At 65.9% G+C, this 15,993-nt stretch carries 19 protein-coding genes; 14 read left to right on the forward strand and 5 right to left on the reverse strand.

From position 1 onward, the window contains the following. The 12 genes from FVW20_RS10845 to FVW20_RS10900 all read left to right on the forward strand — a co-directional run. Window positions 1-414 (forward strand): rhodanese-like domain-containing protein (locus FVW20_RS10845; RefSeq protein WP_196609555.1); only part of this gene is annotated, 414 nt, incomplete at its 5' end. Then, window positions 411-920: a hypothetical protein gene (locus FVW20_RS10850; protein ID WP_196609557.1), complete on the forward strand. Its 510-nt coding sequence runs from the start codon at window positions 411-413 to the stop codon at window positions 918-920. The genes FVW20_RS10845 and FVW20_RS10850, both read left to right, overlap by 4 nt. Before the next feature lie 73 nt (window positions 921-993). Beyond that, entirely contained in the window at window positions 994-1,938 is a 945-nt protein-coding gene (locus FVW20_RS20070; protein WP_307831501.1) for a hypothetical protein, read from the forward strand. A 269-nt stretch (window positions 1,939-2,207) separates the two neighbouring features. Further along, window positions 2,208-2,951: an HAD family hydrolase gene (locus FVW20_RS10860; protein WP_196609560.1), complete on the forward strand. Its 744-nt coding sequence runs from the start codon at window positions 2,208-2,210 to the stop codon at window positions 2,949-2,951. Window positions 2,952-3,193: 242 nt separating this feature from the next. Beyond that, window positions 3,194-3,496 carry a YggT family protein gene (locus tag FVW20_RS10865; RefSeq protein WP_035064072.1) on the forward strand — a complete coding sequence of 101 codons (303 nt, stop codon included), beginning with the start codon at window positions 3,194-3,196 and terminating at the stop codon, window positions 3,494-3,496. 9 nt (window positions 3,497-3,505) lie between these two features. Further along, the gene (locus FVW20_RS10870) at window positions 3,506-4,015 is read left to right on the forward strand and encodes a DivIVA domain-containing protein (RefSeq protein WP_196609562.1); all 510 of its coding nucleotides are present in this window, start codon (window positions 3,506-3,508) and stop codon (window positions 4,013-4,015) included. After that, on the forward strand, window positions 4,002-4,322 hold the full coding sequence (locus tag FVW20_RS10875) for a DUF167 domain-containing protein (protein WP_196609564.1): 321 nt from the start codon (window positions 4,002-4,004) through the stop codon (window positions 4,320-4,322). Before FVW20_RS10870 ends, FVW20_RS10875 begins: the two co-directional genes overlap by 14 nt. Before the next feature lie 29 nt (window positions 4,323-4,351). Next, window positions 4,352-4,582 (forward strand): DUF465 domain-containing protein, encoded by a 231-nt coding sequence (locus FVW20_RS10880; protein ID WP_196609565.1) that lies wholly within the window; start codon window positions 4,352-4,354, stop codon window positions 4,580-4,582. Next, the gene (ilvB, locus tag FVW20_RS10885; RefSeq protein WP_196609566.1) at window positions 4,583-6,271 is read left to right on the forward strand and encodes a biosynthetic-type acetolactate synthase large subunit; all 1,689 of its coding nucleotides are present in this window, start codon (window positions 4,583-4,585) and stop codon (window positions 6,269-6,271) included. A gap of 12 nt (window positions 6,272-6,283) precedes the next feature. Then, entirely contained in the window at window positions 6,284-6,775 is a 492-nt protein-coding gene (ilvN, locus tag FVW20_RS10890; protein ID WP_196609569.1) for an acetolactate synthase small subunit, read from the forward strand. Window positions 6,776-7,111: 336 nt separating this feature from the next. Further along, window positions 7,112-8,104 (forward strand): ketol-acid reductoisomerase, encoded by a 993-nt coding sequence (ilvC, locus tag FVW20_RS10895; RefSeq protein WP_167125813.1) that lies wholly within the window; start codon window positions 7,112-7,114, stop codon window positions 8,102-8,104. Window positions 8,105-8,506: 402 nt separating this feature from the next. Continuing rightward, window positions 8,507-9,073, forward strand: coding sequence for an NADPH-dependent FMN reductase (locus tag FVW20_RS10900; protein ID WP_196609571.1), 567 nt, complete (start codon window positions 8,507-8,509; stop codon window positions 9,071-9,073). Window positions 9,074-9,309: 236 nt separating this feature from the next. Here the strand turns inward: FVW20_RS10900 and FVW20_RS10905 are convergent, their stop codons facing one another. From FVW20_RS10905 to FVW20_RS10915, 3 genes are all read right to left on the reverse strand, one after another. After that, a complete protein-coding gene (locus FVW20_RS10905; protein ID WP_012611313.1) occupies window positions 9,310-9,525 on the reverse strand; it encodes a hypothetical protein in 216 nt (71 codons plus the stop codon). A 238-nt stretch (window positions 9,526-9,763) separates the two neighbouring features. After that, window positions 9,764-10,084 carry an IscA/HesB family protein gene (locus tag FVW20_RS10910; protein WP_012611314.1) on the reverse strand — a complete coding sequence of 107 codons (321 nt, stop codon included), beginning with the start codon at window positions 10,082-10,084 and terminating at the stop codon, window positions 9,764-9,766. Window positions 10,085-10,324: 240 nt separating this feature from the next. Continuing rightward, complete coding sequence (locus FVW20_RS10915) at window positions 10,325-10,618, reverse strand: adhesin (RefSeq protein ID WP_196609573.1); 294 nt, start codon at window positions 10,616-10,618, stop codon at window positions 10,325-10,327. A gap of 231 nt (window positions 10,619-10,849) precedes the next feature. On the opposite strand from FVW20_RS10915, the gene pyrR reads away from it, so the two are divergent. Further along, on the forward strand, window positions 10,850-11,383 hold the full coding sequence (gene pyrR / locus FVW20_RS10920; protein ID WP_196609575.1) for a bifunctional pyr operon transcriptional regulator/uracil phosphoribosyltransferase PyrR: 534 nt from the start codon (window positions 10,850-10,852) through the stop codon (window positions 11,381-11,383). A gap of 131 nt (window positions 11,384-11,514) precedes the next feature. On the opposite strand, the gene FVW20_RS10925 is transcribed toward pyrR, so the two are convergent. Further along, complete coding sequence (locus tag FVW20_RS10925) at window positions 11,515-13,251, reverse strand: putative bifunctional lysylphosphatidylglycerol flippase/synthetase (protein WP_196609577.1); 1,737 nt, start codon at window positions 13,249-13,251, stop codon at window positions 11,515-11,517. A gap of 745 nt (window positions 13,252-13,996) precedes the next feature. Here FVW20_RS10925 and FVW20_RS10930 point away from each other — a divergent pair. Then, window positions 13,997-15,328 carry a DUF4910 domain-containing protein gene (locus FVW20_RS10930; RefSeq protein ID WP_231039038.1) on the forward strand — a complete coding sequence of 444 codons (1,332 nt, stop codon included), beginning with the start codon at window positions 13,997-13,999 and terminating at the stop codon, window positions 15,326-15,328. A 200-nt stretch (window positions 15,329-15,528) separates the two neighbouring features. On the opposite strand, the gene FVW20_RS10935 is transcribed toward FVW20_RS10930, so the two are convergent. Next, window positions 15,529-15,990, reverse strand: coding sequence for a GlcG/HbpS family heme-binding protein (locus tag FVW20_RS10935; RefSeq protein ID WP_231039040.1), 462 nt, complete (start codon window positions 15,988-15,990; stop codon window positions 15,529-15,531). Window positions 15,991-15,993: the final 3 nt, after the last annotated feature.

Consider the following 15,993-nt stretch of genomic DNA (forward strand, 5'->3'; position numbering starts at 1 on the left):
GCGGGCATGCGCGTGGCCGACCTGGCCCAGGCGGAACTGCCCGGCGGGGCCGGTGAACTGCTGCGTCGCGCGGCTGCCGTGCTGTCCAACAAGTTGGCGGGCCGCTACTTCGGCATCACCTCGGACGAATTCATCGCCTCGCGCGAGGCCGGGGCCGAATTCTTCACCCTGGACCTGCGCAGCGCGCCCGACTGGCGCGCGGGCCACGTGCCCGGCGCGTACAACATCCCGCACACCCAGTTGCGCAAGCGGTTGCAGGACGAGGTGCCGCGCTTCACCCCCATCGTGCTGGTGGCGGCCACCTCCGATGCTGCCTGGAGCGTGGCCTGCATGCTGGGCGGCCTGGGGGCCACCGACCTTTACGTGCTGGACGGCGGCATGGCCTTCTGGCCCCATGCGCTGGAGACGGCATGACCTTCGAGAAGAACGGCGAGAAACCCGGCAACGGGGGGAAGACCCCCGAGCGCACGGGGACTGCCGCCGCACCGGGCCTCTCCGCAGGCTCTCCCGCCGCGGGCGGGCGGGGCCGCATCGTGCGGCTGCCCGGCATCAATTGCCGCTTTCACGAGGCCGGGCACTGCGCCGTGGACGAGTCCATGAACCCCGGCCTGAACGAGGACTGGCGCTGCGGCGAGGAACAGCGCATCGTCCGCGCCTACGACCATTTCCTCGAGCAGGCGGAAACGTTCGACCTGTCGTCGGAGCAGGCGACGGCGCTGTGGGAGCGCCGCCTGGCCACCATGCCGCCGCCCGGCGGACTGTGCGCCGACTACACCCCGCCCGCGCGTTGTCCGTCCTGTACGGGCGGCGGGTGCGGCGACGAGACGGACTGGCTGGACTGCACCCACTTCCGCGAGGGGGTGTGCGTGCTGCTGCTGCCCAGTTGCGACGGCATCTGCGAACGGTTCCAGGGGGCGTGAACGGCCATGGCGCCCGGCGCCTGTTCCCCGTTCACGCGGTTCCACAGACTTCAAGCCCTTACCGATGGTGACCATGCACAACGCTTCCGAACATCCCGTGCTCTACATTCCGCTGCTGCACCGTGAACTGGCCCCCGCCTGTCTGCCCGAGGGCGTGGAGTTTCTGTCCGCCGGGCTGCCCGCCGCCCCTTCGGTGGCCGGTGGCGCGCCGCAGGCCACCGCAAACCACACCGCCGCCCCGTGGCGGTCACCCCTGCTTCCCCTGTCCGAGGCGGAGGCGCGCGCCTGTCTGGCCGAACTGCTGGACTTCGGCATGAACGTGGGGTCCGGCCCGCACGGCGACCTGGCCGCCATGGTGGCCGCGCTGGAAAGCGCGCACGACGAGGCCCCGTTTTCCCTGGGCCGCTCCGAACTGGCCGCGCTGGAGAATTTTGCCTCCGGTGGGCCGCACGAGAAGGACGGGACGGGCGGCGGGCCCGCTTCAGGGGACCCGGCCCAGGAGGACCGCAACCGGCGCATCGCCGCGCAGAAGACCCTGATCCTGGCCTGGCATCTGGAAGAGCGCGTGCGCGAACTGGATGCCCTGAAGGAAAAGTTTTCGCGCAGCCGCGAAAGCCTGGCCGACATCCTGGGAGTGGAAACGGACGAGGAACTGCGCGAGATGCCCGCCCTCGACCCGTATTCCGCCATGCTGCCCGGCAGCGGCGCGGACATCATCGGCCCCTCGTGGCGGATCATCGTGGAGAACATGGGCCCCTTCCTGCCCGACGGCGCGGTGCTGTTCACCTGCGACGCCGAGATTTCCGCCACCCTGCGTGACGGCGGCGCCGCCTTTGCCCCCGTCACCGCCGAGCAGGCCGCCAGCCTGTGCCCCGCCTGGGGCGACAAGGTGGCCAGGCTGGTTGTGCACGCCCGCCTGCCCCTGTGGCAGGTGGCGGGCCGCCCCGGACCCGACGCCGCGCGTCCCTGGCTGGACCGCGTGTTCGACGTGGTCTGTTGCGGCAAGTGTGCAAGATGATTTTTGAGAAAATGTGAAGAGTAATCGGGGGAAGGGACCTTTTGCCCCAGCCGTTAGGTGAGCTTGCGAACCTTACGGATGGGGACCGCAACGCGTAAAAAGGTCTCCTTCCCCCGTACCCCCATCCCCCAAAACTTTTGGGAATACATTGTAGCGGCACCTTGGGAGACTGACCAAGGGTCTGTGCTTGTCGCCGCTTCACCATAGTACCTCAGGGCGGCGGCATCGGGGCATGATGTTGTGACGCCAGCCTTTCCTTCGGAGTCATCGTGTATCCAACGGTTCATCGCCTTCAGCAGCTGTTCCCCAAGGGCCTCAAGGGCATCATCTTCGATTGCGACGGCGTGCTGTTCGACTCGCGTGCGTCCAACATCCAGTACTACAACCTCATCCTTGGCGCGCTGGGCCAGCCGCCCATGTCGCCACAGGACGAGGACTACACCCACATGGCCTCGGTGGGGCAATCGCTGGCGCGCATCGTCCCGCCCGCGCTCATGCCCGGGCTGCCGGAGGCGCGCAAGCGCATCGTCTACCGGCGCGACATCCTGCCCCTGCTGGAGCCGGAGCCGGGCCTGATGGAACTGTTGCGCTGGCTGCGCGATGCGGGCTTTCACCGGGGCATCTGCACCAACCGCACCACCACCATGGAATACGTGCTCGACCACTTCGGCATGACCGAGCTGTTCTTTCCGGTCATGACGGCGTCGCGCGTGCGGGCCAAACCCCACCCGGAAGGCATCTGCGCCACCCTGGACGCCTGGGGCCTTGCCCGCGACGAGGTGGCCTTCATGGGCGACACCATCGCCGACGAGGAAACCGCCCGCATGGCGGGGGTGTGCTTCTGGGCGTACCGCAGCCCTTCACTTTCCGCGCGGCTGCATCTGGACGACTTCTGGGCGCTGCGCCGGGTACTGGCGGAATACGCCAGGCACGAGCAGGACGGGCAACTGGACGGGGGGCAGGGCGCGGGCAAGACGCTGCAAGGCGCCGCGTTCGGTTGTTTCCACCGCTAACGACCGGTTGGCAGCTGGCGCGTGCCCGGTACGCCACAGGCGGGCAACTCGGCGTCGTCAGGTGGGCATGGGGCGCGCATCTGGCGGGCAAGCGGCGGGCATTGAGTGGGGACATCCGGGGGGCAGGGCCGTGCGCCCGGTGCAGGAGTAACCACTTTTTGCTTGATTCTTGTGGCGGGTAAGTGGAAGTATCGGTGTTACGGTCGCCCCCCAATTCCGGGGTGCGCTTAACCGGAGGGTTCATGTTCGTTTTCTCGAATCTCATTTTCGGCGTGGCGCGCGTGCTGGATGCCGTGCTGAACCTGTATTTCTGGATCGTCATCGTTTCGGCGGTTCTCTCGTGGGTCAACCCGGATCCCTACAATCCCATCGTGCGCATTCTGCGCAACCTGACGGAACCGGTGTTCTACCGGGTTCGCAAGTGGATTCCGTTCACCTACCTGGGGGGGCTGGACCTGTCCCCGGTGGTGGTGCTGCTGGCCATCCAGTTCATCAGCGCCGTGCTTGTCCAGTCGTTGTACCAGTTCGCCGTCACCATGCGATAGGGGCGTCACATGTCCGTGAGCCGCATAGATCTGCTGAACCACAGCTTTTCCAAGTCCCTGCGAGGCTACACCACCGATGAGGTGGACAGGATGATGCAGGAGGCCGCGGATGCCATCGGCCGGCTGAGCGAGGAAAAGGCCGCGCTGGCCGGGCAGGTGGCGCGGCTTGAAGAACGCCTGGCAGAATTCAGGGAGCGGGAATCGACGTTGCGAGACACGTTGATGACCACCCAAAGGGTTACCGCCGACCTCAAGGCAAGTGCCCAGAGGGAGGCGCAGCTGATCATCGACGCTGCCCATTCCAAGGCGGAGAACCTCATCAATCAGGGGCAGCTCCGCCTTGCGCGCATTCAGGAGGACATAGCCGAGGCCCGCAAGGTCAAGGCGCAGTTCGAAATGAAGGTGCGCTCCGTGGTGCAGCAGCACCTGCGCATGCTGGACATGGCCCGCGAGGACGACGAGGAGCTGGAGGCCGCCGCGGCGCGCATTGCCGGGCGTCAGAAGGGTGGGCCGGCCTGATCCCGTCCGCCCCGAATGGGCGGCCCCTGCCGGGGAAGGGCAATGGGCGGTGCTGGTGCGGGCGGTGCCCGGCGCGCGCAAGAGCGCCTGCGAGGGCACGGCTGACGGAAGGCTGAAGGTGCGCCTGGCCGCACCGGCGGTGGACAACAAGGCCAACAAGGCGCTGGAGGAATTCGTGGCCTCCGCGCTGGGAATGCGCCGCAACCGCGTGCGCCTGGTATCCGGCCACACGAGCCGGTTGAAGAAATTGATCGTCGAATCGGATGTGGAGCCCAGCTGGGGCCTGCTTGGCACATGTGGGAAATAGCAACCCTCAACGCCAGAGGAGAAAGTTCCATGGAACCGAAAGACAACGCGCTCATCGAAAAGTACGCCGCCACGGACCCCGAACTGAAGGCGCTATGGGACGAGCATATTCTGTTCGAGAAACAGTTGGAGAAGATCGAATCCAAGTCGTTCCTGACCCCCGCTGAGGAAAAGCAGGCCAAGGAACTGAAGAAACAGAAACTCGACGGAAAGACCCGGCTCCACGCCATACTGGACCGGTACCGCGCCTTGGAGGGCTAGATGGAACTGAACGGGGCCCGGATTCTGCTGGAATGCCTCAAGCGGGAAGGCGTGGACATACTGTTCGGCTATCCCGGCGGGGCCGTCATAGATATTTATGACGAACTGCCCCGGCACGAGGTCCGGCACATATTGGTCCGGCACGAACAGGCGGCGGTGCACGCCGCCGACGGTTTTGCCCGCGCGTCGGGCAAGGTGGGCGTCTGTCTGGTCACTTCCGGACCGGGCGCCACCAATACCGTGACCGGCATCGCCACGGCCTATGCCGACTCCATTCCCATGGTCGTGCTGACGGGGCAGGTACCCACCCCCCTCATCGGCAACGACGCCTTCCAGGAAGTGGACATCGTCGGCATCACCCGCCCGTGCACCAAGCACAACTATCTGGTGAAGGACGTGCGCGACCTTGCCCGCGTGCTGCGACAGGCCTTTTATCTGGCCCGCTCCGGCAGGCCGGGTCCCGTTCTTGTCGACCTGCCCAAGGACGTCATGCAGGCGAAGACCGAATTCGTCTGGCCCGAAGACGTCAAGCTGCGCAGCTACAACCCCACCTACCGGCCCAACCTGAACCAACTTCGCCGCGCGGTGGAGGCCCTCATCGAGGCCAAGCGCCCGCTGTTCTTCGCGGGGGGCGGCGTGGTCATGTCCGACGCCAGCGAGGAACTTGGCTGGCTGGCCCGCACCCTGAGCATTCCGGTAACCTCCACCCTGATGGGCCTTGGCGCCTTTCCGGGCGACGACCCGCTGTGGCTGGGCATGATCGGCATGCACGGCACCTACGCGGGCAACAAGGCCGTGAACAACGCCGACTGCATCGTGGCCGTGGGAGCACGCTTCGACGACCGGGTGACCGGGCGCCTTTCCGCGTTTGCCTCTGGCGCGCGCATCATCCACATAGATATCGACCCCACGTCCATCCGCAAGAACGTGCAGGTGGACATTCCCGTGGTGGGCGACTGCCGCAAGGCGCTGGCGGGCATCCGCGAGATAGCCACCACCCGCCTTGCCGAAAAGGACTGGGCAACGGCGCACGAGCCGTGGCTGGCCCAGGTTTCCGCCTGGCGCACCGAACAGCCCCTGACCTACGTGAAGAACGGTTCCATCAAGCCGCAGCAGGTGGTGGAAACCATCTTCTCCATCACCCGCGGCGACGCCATCGTCACCACCGAGGTGGGCCAGAACCAGATGTGGACGGCCCAGTTCTTCACCTTCCGCAAACCGCGCACGCTGCTTACCTCCGGCGGGCTCGGCACCATGGGCTACGGCTTTCCGGCCGCCATCGGCGCGCAGTTCGCCTTTCCGGACAAGCTGGTCATCGACATGGCGGGCGACGGTTCCATACAGATGAACATCCAGGAACTGGCCACCGCCGTCTGCAACAAGCTGCCCATCAAGATCGTCATCCTGAACAACGGCTACCTCGGCATGGTACGCCAGTGGCAGGAACTGTTCTACCAGCGCAACTACTGCTCCACCTGCATGGAGGCGCAGCCCGACTTCGTGAAGCTGGCCGAGGCCTACGGGGCCGAAGGCTACCGCATAACCGAGGCGGGCGAGCTGGAATCCACGCTGCGCGCGGCCTTCGCCTCGCCCCATACCGCCGTCATCGACGTGCGGGTGGAACGCGAGGAGAACGTGTACCCCATGGTGCCCGCTGGCGCGGCCCTGGACGAAATGCTGCTGGTCTAGGGAGGGCAGCCCATGCGACATGTGCTTTCCGTTCTCGTGGAGAACGAACCGGGCGTGCTGTCCCGGGTGGCGGGGCTGTTCAGCGGACGAGGCTTCAACATCGAGTCGCTGAACGTGGCCCCCACGCTGGAAGAGGGCGTTTCGCTCATGACCATCACCACCAGCGGCGAGGAGCAGATCATCGAGCAGATCGTCAAGCAGCTGCGCAAGCTGGTGACGGTGATCAAGGTGGTGGACTTCATCGACGTTTCCGCCGTGGAGCGCGAGATGGTGATGGTCAAGGTGCAGGCCGACGACGCCCGCCGGGCCGAGGTGCTGCGCATTGCCGACATCTTCCGCTGCAAGGTGGTGGACGTGAGCCTGAACGACCTGACCCTGGAAGCCACCGGCGACCATGGCAAGATCCAGGCCATCCTCAGCCTGCTGACGCGTTTCGGCATCAAGGAAATCGCCCGCACCGGCACCGTGGCCATGCGGCGGTCCATGCAGCCCGAGAACGCGTAGTCTCTGCCGGTGCCGGTTCACGGCACCCCCGGCCGGATCGTTTCGGGATATTCACGCGCGGCGGCGGGCGAACAACGCCTTTCGCCGCGCGTCCTGCACGGCAGGGAAAACGCGCGGCTGATTGAACAAATATTCAGCCTGTCGCGTTTCGGCCCCCCCCAAGGGGTAGCCTTCCGCCGCCGAATCCGGTAACGCAGTCCATTGCGGCAGCGCTTTCGCTGCTTACGGTGGCAAACCCGCAAGGGTGCCGGGGACACTCCCGGTTCCGGGCGGGGTCTTCATACACCGCAACCGTCATTCGAGGACGCCGCACCCGTGTGCGGCAGGGAGTAGATGATGAAGGTCTATTACGAACAGGATGCGACACTGGAGGTCCTGAAGGACAAGACCGTGGCCATCATCGGCTACGGCAGCCAGGGCCACGCGCACGCTCAGAACCTGCGCGACTCCGGGATCAACGTCGTTGTCGGGCAGCGTCCCGGCGGGGCCAACTACGAACTCGCCAAGGAACACGGCTTTGCGCCGCTACCCGTGGCCGAGGCCGCAGCCAAGGCCGACCTCATCATGATCCTACTCCCCGACCAGGTACAGGCCGCGATCTACGAAGCGGAAATCAAGCCGAACCTGAAGCCGGGCGACGCGCTGCTGTTCGCCCACGGGTTCAACATCCACTTCGGCCAGATCGAGCCCCCGAAGGACGTCGACGTCTTCATGATCGCCCCCAAGGGGCCGGGCCATCTCGTTCGCCGCACCTACACCGAGGGGGGCGGCGTCCCCTGCCTCGTCGCCATCCACCAAGATGCGACCGGCAAGGCCATGGAGAAGGCTCTGGCGTATGCCAAGGGCGTTGGTGGTGCGCGTTCCGGCGTCATCGAAACCACCTTCAAGGAAGAAACCGAGACCGACCTGTTCGGCGAACAGGCGGTGCTGTGCGGCGGTCTTTCGTCGCTCATCAAGGCCGGTTTCGAAACCCTGGTCGAAGCGGGCTACCAGCCCGAAATCGCCTACTTCGAGTGCCTGCATGAAGTGAAGCTCATCGTCGACCTCATCTACGAGGGCGGCCTTGCCAAGATGCGCCACTCCATCAGCGACACCGCGGAATACGGCGACTACGTCACCGGCCGCCGCATCGTGAACGAGGAAACGAAGAAGGAAATGAAGAAGGTGCTCCAGGAAATCCAGGAAGGCACCTTCGCCCGCAACTTCATCCTCGAGGCCAAGGCCGGGTACCCCGGCTTCAAGGCCACCCGTCGCATCGAGGCCGACCACCAGATCGAGAAGGTGGGCGGCAAGCTGCGCGGCATGATGCCCTGGCTGCACAAGAAGTAGCCGCCAGCCTCATTGCCTTGCCTGTCAGACGGGGCCGTTCCGAAAGGGGCGGCCCCTTTTGCGTGCGCCATGGTGTGCTGATGATGCGGGCGAGCAGGGCGGGGACCGGGGGGGCAACGATGGAAGGAGACGCGGGGGCGGCGGGCAGCGGGGGCGCGGAAATCAGCCTGCGAGCCGGAGTGCGTTGCGCGCGGGCCATTGTGCACAGGCTTGCGCACCGGATGTCACGCGGAATGCGCGTACACCCCGCCTGCTGCACTGTGCGAGCGCATACGTGAAAAATTGCGGGCAAACATTGCCCCGGCCGCGTTCCGGTAGTATTCTACCGGTAACGTCGTTTCTCCACCCGGCTGGCGTGCCCGCCGGGAACACGGCGATACCCGAAACCACAGGAGAGACACCATGAGCACCATATTCACCGTCGCCGTCATCGTGGGCAGCCTGCGCAAGGATTCGCTGAACCGCAAGATGGCCAGGGCCCTGGTGGAGTTGGCCCCGCCCGCATTGCGTTTCGAATTCGTGGAAGTGGGCGGCCTGCCCCTGTACAATCAGGACCTGGACGACGAGGGCACCCCGCCCGCCGTCTGGACCGATTTCCGCAAGGCCATCAAGGGCGTGGACGCCGTGCTGTTCCTGACCCCGGAATACAACCGTTCCATGTCGGCCATCATCAAGAACGCGCTGGACGTGGGCTCGCGCCCGTACGGCAGCAGCGTATGGAACGGCAAACCCGCGGCCATCGTCAGCGTGTCGCCGGGCAACATCGGCGGCTTCGGCGCCAACCATCACCTGCGCCAGTCGCTGGTGTTCCTGAACATGCCCCCGTTGCAGCAGCCGGAAGCGTACATCGGCGGCGCGGACAAGCTGTTCGGCCCTGATGGCGCCCTGACCGACGCCTCCATGCGTGAGTTCGGCGGCAGGTTCATGAATGCCTTTGCGGGGTGGGTGGCCACCAACGTGAAGCGTTAGCGAAGGGCTTTGGTCATGGAATGAACTGGCCTGACGCCGTGCGCCCCGACAGGGTGACCTGATCGAAAAACGGCCCGCGTCCCTCCCGAAGGGGCGCGGGCCGTCACGCGTTTGCAGGGGGTGGGCGACCGGCGGCGGGGAAGCCGAACACGGCCGCTGGGGCGACGGCGCGGGTGCAGACGGCATAAGGGGGCGAACGGCGGGTGGGGCTCGACCGTACCCGCGTCAAGCTTCGCTCAGGCCCCTTCGGCCACCAGCCGGGCGTACAGGTCTTCGTGCTCCGGATACTTCAGGCCCGCGCCTGTCACGATGACACTGGGGCGCAACTGGTCGGAGCGGGCATCGGTGATGGGCACGATCTCCCAGCGTCCGTCCTCTCGACCGACGACAAGTTCCTGCTGCTGCCGATGGGCGAGCTTGATGGCGAGGATGACGGTTTCCTTGAAGGTCATGATGGCTCCGTGGCGTTCCTGCGTTCGTGATGCGCGAAGATGCCCGGGCACCCGGCGCCGCGTCAAGTGCGACAGGTGCGACAGGTGTGGAAAACAGGGGGATTCCGGTTGTTCCCGCCACGCCGCCACAGAACGGCCAGCCGTGCCGGGCGCACCACAGGGCAGCTTGCCGGCGGCAAACGAAAACGGCCCTCCGAAGAGGGCCGTTGCGTATGCGTATGATCAGGATTCCGGGTGGTTACGAACCGCAACTGCCGGCGCTGCCGCAGCCGCCGCAGCTGCTGCCGCCGCCCAGCGGTTTGCCGGATTCCACCGAGAATCCCATGTAGCTGATGTCGATGCGGATGGATTCCGCCATGGTCAGAAGTTCGGCGTTCACGCAGAAGGTATAGCCGCCTTCCTCGAAGACTTTGTCGGTATCGTTAGGCTCATCCAGAGCCAGGGCCAGCCGGGGACCGCTTCAGCCGCCGGGGGCAAGGTAGACCCGGATGGGGTTCTTCTGCTTGTCCGCAAAGTAGGCATCAAGCTCTTTGCGGGCGTTTTCGGTGATTTCGAACATGTGTCCTCCACTGTTGGATGTACGGAGAGCAACAAGTACGTACCCGAAGGGTGTTTGTCAATGCGTCACGCGCGCAGCTATAGCGGGCATCTATGGATTGCGGATGTGGCGGGCACTTCCGAGTGGTGGCAACGCCAGCAAAAAAGGGGCTGCGCGAATGCAACCCATTGGATTCATGGAGGTGACACGGGTGGGTGTGCCAGCAGGCCCGGCAGGTGGCTGGTGCGGCGGTTGCCAGCCTCAGGATGCGTCGGACGTGCGCGCGCTGAGGGGCCGTTCGGAAACCACTTCGAATCCGGCGTTGCGCGCCCGGATGCGCACGGCGCCCACCTGCTGGACCAGCCGCTGGCTGATGCAGAAGGTGTAGCCGTCCACCTGCACCACGTGGTCGCGTTCGGTGGGTTCGTCGGGGCCCAGCACAAGGTGCGGCCCCTTGCTGCCGCGAGGAGAAACGTAGATGCGGATGGGGCTTTGGGGGTTTTCCGAAAAGTATTCTTCCAGGATGCCCCGTGCGTCGTGTTCGAGAGTGATCATGTCCGTTTCCTTGCGGCCTTTGGCGAAGTTGGGCCATACCCTACCGCAGAACTGGTGAAAAGGCCAACCGAATGACCGCGCGGTGACCGCGCAATGGCCATGCGATGCCGACAGGGGGGCGCAACAGTGCTCTGCCGCGGTCCAAAAGCGGGCCGTGGACGGTTTGCCAAGCCGCCCGAAACCGGTTAGCAATGAAGATAGCTACCAATTCCCACTGAACGGGTGGACCCGATGGAACAGACCATTCTGCTGACGGAAGAGGAAATGCGCCGGGCGCTGGAGCGCCTGGCCTATCAGGTGCTGGAACGCCACGGCGACTGCGCCGGCCTTGTGCTTGTGGGCATCCAGCGGCGGGGGGTCGACATCGCGGTCCGCCTCGGTCGCGTCATTGCCGAACGCCTTGGCTGCGCGCTGCCTTCGGGCGCGCTGGACATCAACCTGTACCGTGACGACTGGACCACCCTGTCCGCCAAGCCCGCCATCGGGCCGTCTGACATTCCCGTGGACCTGGACGGACGCGACGTGCTGCTGGTGGACGACGTGCTGTTCACCGGACGCACCATCCGCGCCGCGCTGGAGGCGCTGCTGGACTACGGCAGGCCGCGCCGCGTGGAACTGCTGGTGCTGGTGGACCGGGGGCACCGCGAACTGCCCATCCATGCCGACTACGTGGGCCGTACCGTGAACACGGGCCGCAACGAGCAGGTGGACGTGCTGCTGCGCGAGCGCGACGGGCGGGACGAGGTGCTGCTGTCCTCTCATTAGGACGGCGAGCGTTGCATGTTCGCGCCGCCTGAGTGCGGCGCATGAAAGACAGGGCGAGGCCGTCATGCGGCTTCGCCCTGTCTTCGTGGCTGATCCGGAACGAGGGACGGGCTGGGGAGCGGGCCGGAGGGCTAGTTGCCGTCCGTGTCCTTCGGGTCGTTCTGCTGTCCGGCAGCGACGGGCTTTTTGCGGCGCAGGGCATTTTCGCGGATGCGCTGGGCCGCGCGGTAGATGCGCCGGAACCGTTCGCGCCGGGCTGCCGTGAATTCGCCAAGGCGCCCGTGCAGCGGGAAGGCCAGGCGTCGCAACAGGAACACCGCCAGCACCACGGCAATGCCGCCAAAGGCGCGCAGCAGGCGGGCGGCATCGTTGTCCGCCGCGAAGGTCCACCACAGGTCGGCGGTGTAGGGCACGCGTCCGTGCACGAACAACCCCAGCAGCAGGGCACAGCCCACCACCAGCAGCACCGCCACCATCCAGCGCACGGTAAATCGTTCGCGCAGCAGGGAGGTGCGGCGGAAAAAGCGCCGTCGGGTCACGCACAGCGAGGCCAGCACCAACGCCAGCAGGATGGCTTCCTGCCAGTCCAGCCCCTTCAGAACGCAACTGGCGATGCCCAGCACCACCAGCGCCGTCACCAGCCGCCAGGCCGACGCCAGGCGGCGTTGCAGCCCGCGCGAAAGCAGCAGCAGCCCCACGCCCGCCACGCCGCCCATGAAATGGGCCGATTCCATGGCCCACAGGGGCACGCTGGCCACCAGCACGGTGCGGCTGTCCGCCGCAAGGGGGATGGCGCTGGAGAACAGCAGGATCAGCCCGGCGGCAAAGGCCAGGTAGGCCATCAGGGTGTGCGACAGGGCATCGGTCCAGCGACCCGCCTCGCCCAGCATCCGTTCCGCCTCGTGGCGGCGCAGGTGCAGTTCGTGCCCGCCCAGCAGTACGGCGGCGAACAGCAGCGGCAGCAGGTAGTAGATGAACCGGAAGCATATCAGCGCGGCAATGACCGTCTGCGGCGAATGGGTGTGCGACAGGCTGAGGATGACCAGTTCGAACACGCCCGCGCCGCCGGGCACGTGGCTGAGCACCACGGCCACGACGGCCATCAGGTACACGGAAAGAAACTGGATGAAGTCCAGCCCGAGGTCGGCGGGCATGAGCACGTACAGGCAGCCCGCCGCCACCACCAGATCCAGCCCGGCCACCAGGGTCTGCATGATGGCCAGCCGGAAGGGCGGCAATGCGAATTCCTTGCCCATGACCCGGATGGGGTGCTTCGCCACCAGGGTCAGGATGTGGTAGCCGATGGTCAGCGCCAGCAGCACCACGCCCAGCAGGCGCACGTCACGCACGGGAATGTCCAGCGATTCGGGCACCGGCAGCGGCTGGATGATGAACACGGCCCCGGCCACGCCAAGCGCACCCACCCAGAAGGTGATGGCCAGCATGACCACCAGGCGCACCACGTCCACCACCGAAAAGCCCCAGGCCGAATAGAACCGGTAGCGCACCGAACTGCCGCCCAGCAGCGCCCCGAAATTGTAGCTGGTCACGCAGCCCACGAACGAGACAAGGGCGGTGCGGGTCAGGGACAGCGGCTTGTTGATGGCGCGCAGGGCCAGCGCGTCGTACCCCACCAGCACCAGATAGTTGAACACCATCAGCACCATGGAGGCCACGATGCTGGTCATGGGCATCTGGCGCATGCTCTCGCGGATTTCGTCGATGTGGTATTTGCTGACTTCGTTGTACAGCAGCCACACCGCCCCGCAGAAGACGGCGAACACCGCAACCTTGCCCAAGGAACGCAGGTGCTTTTTCCACGGTGGGGAATGTCTGGGGGCGGCGGATTCGACGTTTGTGTGCTTCATGCGGGGAATGGCCGTAAGGGATGAAAGTGTTTACGTGTGCCGCGTTGCCACACCTGTCGTCGCGGCGGAACGCAGCCTACACTGGAGACCCGGTTACGGCAAGGCGGCGGTGCATGAATTCCCGCGCGGAGCATGTCGTTTCCGCAGGGGGCGTGCGACGGGAATGCGGCTTTGCGCCCGGTACGTGCGGCCGGACATGCGGGGATGGCGGCAGGTACGGGTTTTGGACGCGGTTCGGGCGTTGCCGCCAGAGGGACAGCAGGGCGATTCCGCGCCGCCGTCGTCATGCCGCATGGCGTGTGGCACGGCTGGCGGAGTGCTGGGGCGTTGCGGATGGACCCTGGATCGCCTGTTTCAGTCTTGGGGCATGTCTCGTGTGTTTCACGGCTTCGGGAAACGCTGTGGGCCAAGCCTATCCATGGGTAGTGCATGAATATTTTTTCCTGTCGCATGGCAGTGTTGTGCCAAGAAGTCGGTTTCGTAGCATTTCTGTCGCTTGAACACGTTTCAACGGTGCAGTAGAAGGGCGTTCCGCAGGGGGACTGTGTCCCGGCTGCATGGCGCCATGCAAGTGCGAGGCGCCCGTTTGGCGTGTCCGCAGCCGCAGTGCGGGCAGGCGCGCGCCGCATTCGGCAAGGGGTTGCCCGTGGGCGTCGCGTCGGTACATTTTCATGCCGCATCATGCTGCCGCAGTGCACCGGGGCGCGATGCAGGGCGGGGGCCTTTGACGGCGCGGGATGGTGGCATGGATCACCGCCTGTTGACGGCGCGGGCCGAAGGTAAGGATATGGACGCAGTGAGTCCCGGGCAGGAGATGTACCGCTGGATGGCGGATCTTTTTCCCATTTGCAGGAGCCTTACCGGTGACGGGGTGCGCGAGACGCTGCACTACCTTGGCGATTTGCTGCCGGGCCTGCGCCTGCACGAGGTGCCCAGCGGCACGCAGTGTTTCGACTGGACCGTGCCGGACGAGTGGAACATTCGCGATGCCTGGGTGGCCGACATGCAGGGCAACCGGCTGATCGACTTCAAGGCCAGCAACCTGCATGTGGTGGGCTATTCCGAGCCGGTGGACACCGTGGTGACCCGCGAGGAACTGGACGCCCGGCTCTATTCGCTGCCCGAACAGCCGGACGCCATTCCCTACGTCACCTCGTACTACAAGCGCACCTGGGGTTTCTGCATCGCGCACGACAAGCGCGAGGCGCTGGGTCCCGGCCCGTTCCGGGTGGTGATCGATTCCACCCTGGCCCCCGGCCACATGACCTGCGCCGACCTGTTCCTGCCTGGCCGTTCGGAAAAGACGGTGGTGCTGTCCACCTACGTCTGCCATCCTTCCATGGCCAACAACGAGCTTTCCGGCCCGGTGCTGCAAACGGCCATGGCCCGCCACCTGATGCAGCGCGACCGCGAGTTGTCGTACCTGCTGGTGTTCGTGCCGGAAACCATCGGCACCATCTGGTATCTCAGCCGACATCTGGCCGAGATGCAGCGCAACGTGGTGGCCGGATTCGTGCTGAGTTGCACGGGCGACGACCGCGCCTGGTCGTACCTGCCTTCGCGCCACGGCAACACGCTGTCCGACCGCGCCCTGCTGCACGTGCTGGGCGCCTACCACCCGGACTTCAAGCGGTACACCTTTCTGGACCGGGCCAGCGACGAGCGCCAGTACAACAGCCCCGGCGTGGACCTGCCCATCATCCCCTTTGCGCGCAGCCTGTACCGGCATTATCCGGAGTACCACACCTCGCTGGACGACCTTTCCGTGGTGTCCGCGGCGGGTCTGGACAATTCGTTCACCACGCTGGCGCGGTGCCTGGACATCATCGAGAACAACCGCGCCTGGCGCACCACCTGCCTGTGCGAGCCGCAACTGGGCAAGCGCGGCCTGTACCCCACCACCTCCATGAAGAACGGGTACTGCAACAAGGTGAACATCATCATCGACTATCTGGCCTACGCCGACGGCACGCTGGACCTCGTGCAGATTGCCGATCGCATCGGCGTGCCCGCAGACGAGTGCATCCCCGTGGTGCGCGAACTGGTGGCGGCGGGTGTGCTGGCCCTGGTAGAGTAAAGAGGGCGTCGGCGCGGCCCGCATAGGGAGCAGGCCCGGGTCGAGGCATGGCGGATGCCGGTTGCCCGCGCCGGAATTGTCCGTTCCCGCCCCGACCCGTTTCCGTCCGGCCCTGCCCTGCCCCGCCTGTAATGACAGCCATGAACGAGGCCCCCGGCACGACGCCGGGGGCCTTTTGCATGTAGCGTGGATGTGGCGCGCTAGTTCAGCGCGGCAACGCCAGCCTTTGCCACCGCCATGTCGTTTTCCACGGAACTGCCGCTGACCCCCACGGCCCCGATGATGGTGCCGTCCTTGGCGCGCAGCAGTTCACCCCCGCCAAAGATGACCAAGTTGCCGTTGGTCACCTCTATGCCGTACAGCGGCTGGCCCGGCTGGGCCGCGTCCCCCAGTTCCCTGGTGGACATGTTGAAGAAGCGCGCCGTGCGGGCCTTGCCGATGGAAATGTCGATGCTGCCAAGGAACGCCCCTTCCATGCGCGCGAACGCCTTCAGGTTGCCCCCGGCGTCCACCACGGCGATGTTCATCAGCGTGCCCTGTTCAACGGCCTTGGCCTGCGCGGCGGCGATGACCTTCTGCGCCTGGGCCAGGGTGATGTCGCCGGGCAGCGCCAGCTTGGCCGCGTCTGCCGGGGCCGCCTGGGCGGGCGCGGCAACGGCCATGCC

The sequence above is a fragment of the Nitratidesulfovibrio oxamicus genome (genome assembly GCF_015731765.1).
GTDB lineage: Bacteria > Desulfobacterota > Desulfovibrionia > Desulfovibrionales > Desulfovibrionaceae > Cupidesulfovibrio > Cupidesulfovibrio oxamicus.